Origin of the sequence: Novosphingobium sp., from assembly GCF_019748365.1 — a bacterium.
Taxonomy (GTDB): domain Bacteria; phylum Pseudomonadota; class Alphaproteobacteria; order Sphingomonadales; family Sphingomonadaceae; genus Novosphingobium.
The window spans coordinates 1-10,887 of record NZ_JAIEPN010000123.1 but is presented as its reverse complement, the minus strand read 5'-3'; the positions used below and the strand labels follow the sequence as shown (position 1 = coordinate 10,887).

The window sequence follows — 10,887 nt, the reverse complement described above, 5'->3', positions numbered from 1 at the left end:
TCTACGCCAGCTGGTCGCGCGGCTTCCGCTCGGGCGGCTTCAACGGCCGCGCCACCTCGCCCACCTCGATCGGGCCCTACAATCCCGAACGCGTCGACAGCTTTGAAGGCGGCGTGAAGAGCGAGCTGTTCGGCGGCAAGATGCGCTTCAACCCCACCGTCTTCTACGTGAAGTATAACAACAAGCAGGAAGACATCATCCGTGCCGCCGGTGCCGGTACCGAGACAGTGGTCGAAAACGCGGCCTCCGCGCGCATCTGGGGCGTCGAGCTCGAAATGCAGGGACGGCCGACACCCGATCTCACGCTGCGCGCCTCGGGCGGCTACCTCAATGCCAAATACGATTCGTTCCTGATCCCCGACCTTGCCAATCCCGGCCAGTTCGTTGACGTCTCCTCCCAGCGCAACTTCCGCCGCGCGCCGAAGTTCTCGTTCAACGCCGGGGTCGATTACGGGGTGCAGATCAGCAGCGCCAACCGTGTGACGATGACCATCGACTATGCCTTCATCGACGACCTGACCACCTCGCCGCTGGCGGATACGACTGGCCTGCGCCGCGATGTGATCCCCGCCTACGGCACGCTCGATGCCTCGATCGCGCTGCTGCACGAAGGCACCGCACTCAAGACCCTCCGCATCTCGGCCTATGCGCGCGACATGCTCAACAAGGGTGGCCGGCTTTCGAACGTGCTCGATGCGGGCCTGTTCTACTTCGGCGTGGTGGCCCCGCGCCAGCAGTTCGGGATCGAGGCGACGGTCAAGTTCTGAGCTGCTTTGCTGGTACCCCTCCTCATGTGGGGAGGGGTATTTTGCCTCCGGTGCCTTCAATAAACCTCGTCATTCGCGCGAAGGCGGGAATGACGAGTCAGGGGAGCAATGCGCGGAGTTCCCATTGCCACTTTCTCCGCAATGCAGGACAACCCTGCCCAAATCGGGAGTGGCCGCATCCGCGTGCCCTCCCCATGGTCACGCATCGCAACTCGGAAGAAGGAACGCGCAATGGATCTGGGGCTCAAGGACAGGAAGGCCATTCTCGTCGGCGCCAATGGCGGCATCGGGCGGCAGGTGGCGCTGGCTCTCGCGGCCGAGGGCTGCCATGTCGCAGTGTGCGGCCGCACGCAGGTCAAGGTTGACAAGATCGTCGGCGAACTCGCGCCCAGCGGTGTGACGGTCTACGCCGAAGCGCTCAACGTCACCGATCCCGAAGCGGTGCCCGCGTTCGTCGACAAGGCGGCCGAAGCGCTGGGCGGCTGTGATATCTTCATCAGCTTCACCTCGGCCAATCTGGGTGAGGACAGCGACGCCGGCTGGGATGCGGTGATGCAGGCCGATATCCTGCCCATGCGCCGCGGCGTCGCGGCGGCGAAGCCTCACCTGCTCAAGTCGGATGCCGGCTCGATCATCTGCATGAGCTCGACCGGCGCGGTCGAGGAATTCATGGGCGTGCAGCCATACAATGCGCTGAAAGCGGCGGTCATGGTCTATTCGTCGGACCTGTCACAGGCGCTCGCGCCGCAGGGCATCCGCGTCAACTGCATCACCCCCGGCCCGATCATGACCGAGGATGGGCCGTGGACCTACATCAAGAACAACATGACGCCCTTCTACGAGAGCACGCTCGCCAAGATCCCGATCGGCCGGATGGCCACGGGTGAGGAGCTGGCCCGCGCGATCGTGTTCGTCGCCTCGCCCGCCTGCATGGCGATGACGGGCGCGAACATCGTCGTCGATGGCGGCTACACCAAGCGGGTGCAGTTCTGATCTGCGTCACCACCCCCAGCCCCCTCCTCTGAAGAGGAGGGGGTTTGCAGCCTCAGCGGATCGGGCAATCCGGCGAGAGGCGCATGTCGAGGTAGTTGTCCACCGCGCGCATCATGTCGTCGAGTTCGTTCTCGAAGAAGTGGTTGGCGCGCGGAATCTCGTCGTGGTGAATGGTGATGTGCTTCTGCGTGCGCAGCTTGTCGACCAGCTTCTGCACCGCGTTCGGCGTCACCACCGTATCCGCCGCGCCCTGCACGATGATGCCCGAGGCGGGGCAGGGGGCGAGGAAGCTGAAATCATACATGTTGGCCGGCGGCGCGACCGAGATGAAGCCGCGGATTTCCGGGCGGCGCATCAGCAGCTGCATGCCGATCAGCGCACCGAACGAGTAGCCCGCAATCCACGTCGTGCTCGCCTCGGGGTGGATCGACTGCACCCAGTCGAGCGCGGCGGCAGCGTCCGACAATTCGCCAATGCCGTTGTCGAACGAGCCCTGGCTGCGGCCGACGCCGCGGAAGTTGAAGCGTAGCGTGGCAAATCCGCGCGCGACGAAGGTCTTGTACATCGCCTGCGTGATGCGGTCGTTCATCGTGCCCCCGGCCTGCGGGTGCGGATGGAGGATCATGGCGACAGGTGCGCGCGGACGCGAGGCGGGCTGGAAGCGGCCTTCAAGGCGACCATCGGGACCTGGAAAGATGACTGCGGGCATGGACTGTCCTGATTTGCAGGGTTCGGCGTGCGGGCCTTGCAGCTGCGCTCCACGCCGGGGCTGGGAAAAGCGAGAAGCCGCTATATAGAAATGGTTGCCTCAAAAGCAATCATTCCCGCCAGTATACGGATTCTCGTACCCGATGCCTGCCATCTACCTCGATCATGCCGCCACCACACCGCTGCTCCCCGCAGCGCGCGAGGCCATGCTCGAGGGCTTCGCGCTCTGGGCCAATCCTTCGAGCCCGCACAAACCGGGCCGCGCGGCAAGGGCGGCGCTGGAGGACGCACGGGCGCGGGTGAAGGCTGCGCTGGGCTGGGAGTGGGAGGTGATCTTCACCTCAGGCGCGAGCGAGGCGCTGGCATTGGCGATCACGCGCTGCGTGCAGCCTTTGGTGGCGGTTTCGGCGGTTGAGCATGAGGCGGTGCTGCGCTGGGCGGACAAAGCCGCGCGGCTGCCGGTGGATGCAGACGGGTGGCTGGTCAAAGGCGATGTGCCGCTGGGCGGGCTGGTTGCAGTTCAGCAGGTCAACAACGAAACCGGTGTCATGCACTCGCTGCTTGGCCTGCACGGGGCAGTGAAGCTGGCGGACGGCCTGCTGCTGGCCGATTGCGCCCAATCGGCAGGCAAGATCGCGCTACCCATGGCCGATATGATCGCCATCAGCGCACACAAGTTCGGCGGCCCCATAGGCGTGGGCGCGCTGCTCGTGCGCGATTGGGCCATGCTTCGGCCCACCGGCGGGCAGGAGCGCGGCTATCGCGGCGGGACCGAGAACCTGCCCGGCGCCCTTGCCATGGCAGCCGCGCTGGAGGCGGGCAACGAGTGGCTTGAACAGGCTGTGCGCCTGCGCCTGATGCTCGATGAGGGCATCGTCGCAGCGGGAGGCGAAGTGGTCGCACAGGACGCACCGCGCCTGCCCACCATCGCCGGATACCGCATGCCCGGCCGCTCGGCCAATGCGCAGCTGATCCGCTTCGATGGGATGGGCATCGCGGTTTCCGCCGGAAGCGCCTGCTCGTCGGGCTCGCTCAAAGCCAGCCCCGTGCTCACCGCGATGGGCTATCCCCATGCAGGCGAAGTGATCCGCGTCTCCATCGGGCGGGAGACGACGGAAGGCGAGATCGAGGCTTTCCTGGCGGCCTGGCGGGAGATCAAGGCGTGATCTACCTCGACTATCAGGCCACCACCCCGCTCGCCCCCGAAGCGCGCGAGGCGATGCTGCGGTGGCTCTCGGACGATGGCTTCGCCAACCCGCATAGCCCCCACCGCCCGGGCCGCGCGGCAGCAGCGGCGGTGGAAGTGGCGCGCGAGCAAGTGGCTGCGCTGCTACCGCCCGGCGGCCGCGTGATCTTCACGTCGGGCGCGACAGAGGCGATCAACTTGGCGATCTTCGGCTGCGGCGCCAAGCGGATGGCGGTTTCGGCGATCGAGCACGCGGCAGTGCTCGATACCGCGCGCTTTGTCGATCCGGACTGCGCGGTGCTCCCCGTCACGCCCGAAGGTCTGGTCGATCCGGCGGCGCCCATCCCCGCTGGCACCGGCCTCGTCGCGGTCATGCAGGTCAACAACGAGATCGGCACGGTCCAGCCGGTCGCGGCGCTGGCCGAGGTGGCGCACGCCGCGGGCGCCTTGTTCCTCTGCGATGCGGTGCAGGGCGCAGGCAAGCTCGCCCCGCCCGCCAATGCCGACATGATCGCGATCAGTGCCCACAAGCTCCATGGCCCCAAGGGCATCGGCGCGCTGTGGGTGCGCGATGGCCTTGAGCTCACCCCGCTGATCCATGGCGGTGGACAGGAGCAGGGCCTGCGCTCGGGCACGCTATCGCCAGCACTCTGCGCGGGGTTCGGCGCGGCTGCCGCCCTGTGCACAAGTCTGCGGGAAAGCGATGGACAGCATGTGGAGCGCCTGTGGCATCAGGCCCGCGCACTCTTCGCCGGCTGGACGCTCAACGGCGATGCGGAGGCGCGCTGGCACGGCAATCTCAACATCCGCCTTGATGGTCTCGATGTCGGCAGACTGATGTCGGATTGCCGCACCCTGGCCTTTTCTGCGGGCTCGGCCTGCGCCAGCGGGTCCGGGCGGCCCAGCCACGTCTTGCGCGCGCTCGGACTTTCGGACAGGGAAGCAAAAACCGCGATCCGGATCGGCTTCGGACGCTATACCAGGGCAGAGGATCTTGAACGGGCCGCCGCCGCAATTCATGCGGCTGTGGAGGCTCAGGGAGCGTTGTAGCCATGGTCAAGGTCACCTTCATCACTGCGCAAGACCAGCGCATCACGGCCGAAGCCGCGCCGGGCACGCGCCTGCTCGAAGTGGGCCAGAACGCCGGGATGCCGCTGGAAGGGACGTGCGAGGGCCAGATGGCCTGCTCGACCTGCCATGTCGTGGTGGCGGCCGAATGGTTCGACAAGCTCGCACCCGCCAGCGAGGACGAGGAAGACATGCTCGATCTCGCCGCCGGGGTGACGCGGACGAGCCGCCTGTCCTGTCAGATCGTGCTGACCGACGCGCTTGACGGCCTCGAAGTCCGCGTGCCGGAAGAGGCACGGGATATGCAGGGGCGCTGAGGCACGCTAGGGGTATCTGCACAGGTCCGGATCAAGGGCCGCCCCGGGGAGCCGCTTTGCGTCAGGCGTTGCAGTTTCAGTTGTTTCGCGCGCTGCTGTTCGTGCTCGCGATCATGGCTGCGGCGCCCGCCCATGCCCAGCTCCGTGCGCTGCAGAATCCCTCGTTCGAAGCCAACGATCCGGCCGGTCCGGGCGCGCCCAATTTCGAGATACTGCCCATCGCATCGGTCACCGGGTGGAATTCCACCACCGGCGAAATCGAGCTGTGGGACAGCAATTTCAACGGCGTGCCTGCCTATCAAGGCAACGTCTTTGCCGAAATGAACGCCAATACCAACGGCACGCTGTTCCAGAACATCTGCCTGATCAACGGCGAACCGTTCGGCTGGACTTTCGCCCACCGCGCGCGTTCTGGCGGTCCGGCGACGCAGACGGCGCGGTTCCAGGTTGCCAACAGCAGCGGCACGGTGATTCAGACACTGGCGACCCAGTCCTCGACCACCGCCAACCAGGTCTGGAACGTCAACACCGGCAGCGCGACCTACAGCGGCACCTCGGGCATGCAGCGGGTGCAGTTCACCACCACTGATACCGGCTCGTTCGGCAACTTCCTCGATGCGATCCAGCTATCCTTGCGGCCCTTCGTCCAGATTTCGGCGGCAAGCAGCACGGGGGCGGAAAGCGTGCCTTCCGCCAGCATGGCCACGCTCCTCGTCACCGGCTCCACAACCAGCGCGATCAACGTGATCGTCAACATAACCGGCGGCAGCGCCACGCGCGGCACGGATTACACCACCCCCGGCAATGCTGCGACATTCACCGTCACCATCCCTGCGGGCACTTACTTCAACACCCCGATCGCGCTGGGCATCAGCGTGGTGGACGATACGGCAGTCGAAGCCGCCGAGACGATCACCTACTCGATCAGCGCGGGCACCGGCTATACGATCGCCAATACCACCACCTGCGGCGCTTCGGTGCAGACCACCGGCACCTACACGATCACCGACAACGATGGCCGCGTCACCCTGCGCAAGCAGTGGGCCGATGCGACCGTGGGCGACCGGGCCGATGTCACGCTCTCGCGCGGGACGACCGCAATCGGCACCCTCGCGGCGACAGCCACCACGGCCAGCGCACTGGTGACGAGTACGACGCCCACGCCGGTCGTGCTGGGCGAGACGGTCGTGCTGGGCGAGGCGTTCCCCGGCACCAATGCCAGCCGCTATGTCGGCGCTGTGGCCTGCACCGGCGCCGCCGATACCAACCTGGCTGACGGCCTGACGATCGGCGTCACCGAAACCGCCATCGTGTGCACCTATACCAACACGCGCGTCCCCGCGCTGGTGGTGACGAAGACTTCGAGCGTGCTGTCCGATCCGGTCAACACCTCCAATCCCAAGGCGATCCCGGGCGCCGCGCTGCGCTATTGCATCCTCGTCACCAATCCCGGCACGCTTGCCGGCTCCAGCATCTCCGCGACCGACCTTCTGCCCGCCGGGATCACCTATTCGCCGGGCACCGCGCGCAGCGGCGGCACCTGCGCGACCGCGACCACGGTCGAGGATGATGATGCGGCAGGCGCAGACGAGACCGACCCCTACGGCGTCGCGTTCCAGACGGGCACGCTGACCGCATCGGCGACGACCCTGGCGCCGGGGGCGAGCTTTGCGATCACATTCGATGCGACCTTGAACTAAACAAAGCTTGAAACGGGCGCTGCCAGACATGGCATCCCCGGCATGGGAAGATGGGCGCCGACTTTGCAGTAATCCGCTTACCGGGACGGCTCCGGTTGTGATACCGCTGGCGACCACTGGACGATCAGGCGCGGTTCAATCATCGGGAGGGGTGAAGTGGCCTTTGCAGATATTGGCTTGTTCAAGAATCAGCTGGCATTCAACTTGGATCAATCCCGGCTAGATGCGCGAGGAGGTCTGAAGAGCGACGGGGGGATGATCAATCCGGTCGACGCCCGGATCAACCCGGGGGCACGGCTGGTGCGCTATTGCATTGCCGAGTACCCGCCCAAGGGCCCCGGCCGTTGGTGGCTGCTGGAAGAGCATTACAATCTGATCGACCAGCAGGCGAGGGCCTACGGCGTGCCCACGGCATCTCTGGTCCGCGAACACTGCTGCGTGTCGACCGATTGGCCCGGCATGACGTGGCGGATCGTGTGCGAGGTTACCGCCCCGTTGCGCTGCTACAAAGGCACAAGCAATCGAGCCTTTAGGGGCGGCAAAGTGCACTATGACGGGAAAATGGGCGCGGAGCTTGGCGTGATCCAGCTGTACATCCCGGGCCTCGATGATGCCGCCCTGTTCAGAAGCGCGATGAAAGTGATCTCGGAGAACTACGTTCCCATTCAGGAGTCCCGCGCGCTCGAGTTTCCTGCGCCTTAGCTTCCGGATTTGTGTGGCTCCGATCTGCGGGGCGTGCTTGATTGGACGGCAGCGGATGTGAAGCTGCGCCGATCAAGGGCGCACCGGCGCGCAGGCCGCACAACGGGGGAATGGGCACAGGTGGCTGGCCGATCCCCGATACGGGGGAGAACAAGCCATGGCCTATGATACCTACAAGCTGCTGCGAGTTGTGCACGCGGGCGCGCTGGTCACTGCCGTGGTCGATGCACCGCCGATCAATGTCATCACGATGGAGCTGTTTCAGGAACTTACGGCGCTCGCCATCGAGCTGGAAGCGGATCCGGACGCGCTGGTCTTCGTGCTCAAGAGCGCGGATCCCGATTTCTTCCTCGCCCATTTCGATGTCAGTCTGCTGATCGCCATGGCTGACGCACCCTCCGCGCCGAGCGGCGACGTCAACACCTACCACGAAATGTGCGCGCGGTTTCAGCGGATGGACAAGGTGACCATCGCCCAGATCGAAGGCCGTGTCGGTGGCGGCGGGGCGGAACTTTCGATGAGCTTCGACATGCGCTTCGGGGTGATCGGCAAGACCGTGATCAACCAGATGGAAGTGCCCATCGGTATCCTGCCCGGCGGCACCGGCACCCAGCGCCTGCCGCGCCTCGTCGGCCGCGCGCGGGCTATCGAGATCATCCTCGGCGCGGGCGATCTCGATGCCGAAACCGCCGAGAAGTGGGGCTGGCTCAACCGTGCGCTGCCTGCCGATGTCATCGACGCGCATGTCATGGCGCTCGCGCAGCGCATCGCCAGCTTTCCGCCCGAAGCCGTGCAGCTTGCCAAGCGCTCGATCGAAGCGGCGGCGCTGCCGCTCGACGAAGGCTGCCGGATCGAGTCTGACTTGTTCCAGACCCTGTTGTTCAGCGATACCGCGCGCGAGAAGATGCGCAGCTTCATGGCGCGGGGCGGGCAGACCCGCGAGGCCGAACTCAGGGTGGCGGAGCTGAGCGCCGAGGTTGCGCGGGGAACCTGAACGCCAAGAGTGCCACAAATCATCGGGGTAAACTCGCGCGCTCGCCTGTTCCCATGCCCGCGCCGGGCTTGCTATGGCCATGCTTGCCATGACCACAACCACCGAAGCCGAACCCGATCCCTTCGACGCCATCGTCGATGCGCCTTTCGATGCCGCGCTTTCCGAGCGCTACCTCGTCTATGCGCTCTCCACGATCACCGCGCGTTCGCTGCCTGATCTGCGCGACGGGCTGAAGCCGGTCCACCGCCGCCTGCTCTGGGCGATGCAGCAGCTGAAGCTCGATCCGGCAGGCGCCTTCAAGAAGTCCGCGCGCGTGGTCGGCGATGTGATCGGCAAGTATCACCCGCACGGCGATGCCTCGGTCTATGATGCGATGGTCCGCCTCGCGCAGGATTTTGCCCTCCGCTATCCGCTGGTCGAGGGGCAGGGCAACTTCGGCAATATCGACGGGGACAACGCCGCCGCCTACCGCTACACCGAAGCCCGGCTGACGCGCACGGCGATGCGGCTGATGGCGGGGCTGGAGGAAGGCACCGTCACCTTCCACCCCACCTACAACGGCGAGGAGGAAGAGCCCGAAATCTTCCCCGGCCTCTTCCCCAATCTCCTCGCCAACGGCTCCAGCGGCATCGCGGTCGGCATGGCGACCAATATCCCGAGCCACAATGTGGCCGAAATTGTCGACGCCACGCTCATGCTGATCGACAATCCGGCGGCCACTCATGCCGAACTGATGGAGGTGTTCCACGGCCCCGATTTCCCGACCGGCGGGCTGGTGGTCGATAGCAAGGCCGCGATCAGCGCCGCCTATGAAAGCGGCAAGGGCGCGATCCGCGTGCGCGGGCGCTTCTCCACCGGGCGGCAGGAGGATGGCAGCTGGGAGGAAACCGGGATCGAAAAGCTCGGCGGCGGCCAGTGGCAGCTCGTGCTCTCCGAAATCCCCTACCAGGTGCAGAAGGGCAAGCTGATCGAGCAGATGGCCGCGCTGATTGCGGACAAGAAGCTGCCCATCCTCGAAGACGTGCGCGATGAAAGCGATGCCCAGATCCGCATCGTGCTCGTGCCCAAGAGCCGCAATGTCGATCCCGATCTGCTCAAGGAATCGCTGTTCCGCCTGACCGATCTCGAAGTGCGTTTCGGGCTCAACCTCAACGTGCTCGATGCGCACCGTACGCCGGGCGTGCTAGGGCTGAAGCTGCTGCTGCAGGAATGGGTGATCGCGCAGATCGACATCCTGCTGCGCCGCTCGCGGCACCGGCTCGAAAAGATCGCGAACCGGCTGGAATTGCTCGACGGCTACATCATCGCCTACCTCAACCTCGACCGGGTGATCGAGATCATCCGCACCGAGGACGAGCCCAAGCCGATCATGATGGCCGAGTTCGGCCTGACCGACCGGCAGGCCGAGGCGATCCTCAACATGCGGCTGCGCAGCTTGCGCAAGCTCGAGGAAATGGAGCTTCGGAAAGAGCGGGACGGCCTTATCGCCGAGCAGGCCGAGCTGCAGGCGCTGCTCGATGATCCCAAGCTGCAGAAGAAGCGCCTCAAGAACGACCTCAAGGCGCTGCGCAAGGAATACGCCGAGACCACGGCGCTGGGCGCGCGCCGCACCACGCTGCTGGAAGCCGCACCCACGCGCGAATTCAGCATGGATGCGATGATCGAGAAGGAGCCGGTCACGGTGATCCTCTCGGCCCGCGGCTGGATCCGCGCGGCCAAGGGCCACTTGCCCTTGGACAGCGATTTCAAGTTCAAGGAAGGCGATGGCCCGGCCTTCGCGCTCCATTGCCAGACGACCGACAAGCTGCTGTTCGCCATCGACAACGGCCGGTTCTACACGCTCGGCGCAGACAAGCTCCCCGGCGCGCGCGGGTTTGGCGAGCCGGTGCGCACCATGCTCGATATCGATCCCGAAGCACAGATCGTGGCGCTCGTGGTGCACAAGGCCAAGGGCCAGCTGCTGCTCGCCGCCAATACCGGGCGCGGTTTTGCGGCGGAGATGGACGAGCTGCTCGCCGAAACCCGCAAGGGTCGCGGCGTCGTCACCACCAAGCCCGGCGTCAAGCTCACCGTGGTGCGCGAGATTGCCGCCGAGCACGATTCCGTCGCGGTGGTGGGGGAGAACCGCAAGCTGGTGATCTTCCCGCTCAGCGAAGTGCCGGTGCTCGCCAAGGGCCAGGGCGTCACCCTGCAGCGCTACAAGGACGGCGGCCTTGCCGATGCCGTCACGCTCACTTTTGCGGATGGCCTTTCGTGGGCGATGGGCGGAGAAAGCGGGCGTACGCGCACCGAGAAGGACCTTCTGCCGTGGAAGGTCGCGCGCGGCGCGGCTGGGCGGCTGCCGCCCACCGGCTTTCCGAGGGACAACAAGTTCACATGACGGGTAACAGACTGGCAGGACGCATCGCGCTGATCACCGGCGCTTCTTCGGGCCTCGGCGCGCATTTCGCGC

General features: G+C 65.7%; 10 protein-coding genes. 9 read left to right on the top strand and 1 reads right to left on the bottom strand.

Annotation, left to right across the window (positions count from 1 at the left end; all coding sequences use genetic code 11):
- Both K5Q19_RS14780 and K5Q19_RS14775 read left to right on the top strand, forming a co-directional pair.
- Window positions 1-767: TonB-dependent receptor (locus K5Q19_RS14780; RefSeq protein WP_292946632.1), on the top strand; the 767-nt coding region annotated here is incomplete at its 5' end.
- Window positions 768-998: 231 nt separating this feature from the next.
- Window positions 999-1,760: an SDR family oxidoreductase gene (locus tag K5Q19_RS14775; protein ID WP_292946629.1), complete on the top strand. Its 762-nt coding sequence runs from the start codon at window positions 999-1,001 to the stop codon at window positions 1,758-1,760.
- A gap of 52 nt (window positions 1,761-1,812) precedes the next feature.
- Here K5Q19_RS14775 and K5Q19_RS14770 read toward each other — a convergent pair whose 3' ends face one another.
- Complete coding sequence (locus K5Q19_RS14770; protein ID WP_292930834.1) at window positions 1,813-2,469, bottom strand: alpha/beta hydrolase; 657 nt, start codon at window positions 2,467-2,469, stop codon at window positions 1,813-1,815.
- A 142-nt stretch (window positions 2,470-2,611) separates the two neighbouring features.
- Here K5Q19_RS14770 and K5Q19_RS14765 point away from each other — a divergent pair, with 142 nt between their 5' ends.
- The 7 genes from K5Q19_RS14765 (at window position 2,612) to parC (ending at window position 10,815) form a co-directional block, all read left to right on the top strand.
- Entirely contained in the window at window positions 2,612-3,634 is a 1,023-nt protein-coding gene (locus K5Q19_RS14765; protein ID WP_292946626.1) for an aminotransferase class V-fold PLP-dependent enzyme, read from the top strand.
- Entirely contained in the window at window positions 3,631-4,704 is a 1,074-nt protein-coding gene (locus tag K5Q19_RS14760) for a cysteine desulfurase family protein (protein WP_292946623.1), read from the top strand. The genes K5Q19_RS14765 and K5Q19_RS14760 overlap by 4 nt, the downstream gene beginning before the upstream one ends.
- 2 nt (window positions 4,705-4,706) lie before the next feature.
- Window positions 4,707-5,039 (top strand): 2Fe-2S iron-sulfur cluster-binding protein, encoded by a 333-nt coding sequence (locus tag K5Q19_RS14755; protein WP_292946620.1) that lies wholly within the window; start codon window positions 4,707-4,709, stop codon window positions 5,037-5,039.
- A 56-nt stretch (window positions 5,040-5,095) separates the two neighbouring features.
- On the top strand, window positions 5,096-6,739 hold the full coding sequence (locus K5Q19_RS14750; RefSeq protein WP_292946618.1) for a hypothetical protein: 1,644 nt from the start codon (window positions 5,096-5,098) through the stop codon (window positions 6,737-6,739).
- Window positions 6,740-6,895: 156 nt separating this feature from the next.
- On the top strand, window positions 6,896-7,441 hold the full coding sequence (locus tag K5Q19_RS14745; protein ID WP_292946615.1) for a hypothetical protein: 546 nt from the start codon (window positions 6,896-6,898) through the stop codon (window positions 7,439-7,441).
- Between the two features lie 157 nt (window positions 7,442-7,598).
- Window positions 7,599-8,435: an enoyl-CoA hydratase/isomerase family protein gene (locus K5Q19_RS14740; RefSeq protein ID WP_292946612.1), complete on the top strand. Its 837-nt coding sequence runs from the start codon at window positions 7,599-7,601 to the stop codon at window positions 8,433-8,435.
- Window positions 8,436-8,523: 88 nt separating this feature from the next.
- Entirely contained in the window at window positions 8,524-10,815 is a 2,292-nt protein-coding gene (parC, locus tag K5Q19_RS14735; protein ID WP_292946609.1) for a DNA topoisomerase IV subunit A, read from the top strand.
- The last annotated feature ends 72 nt before the right edge of the window (window positions 10,816-10,887 follow it).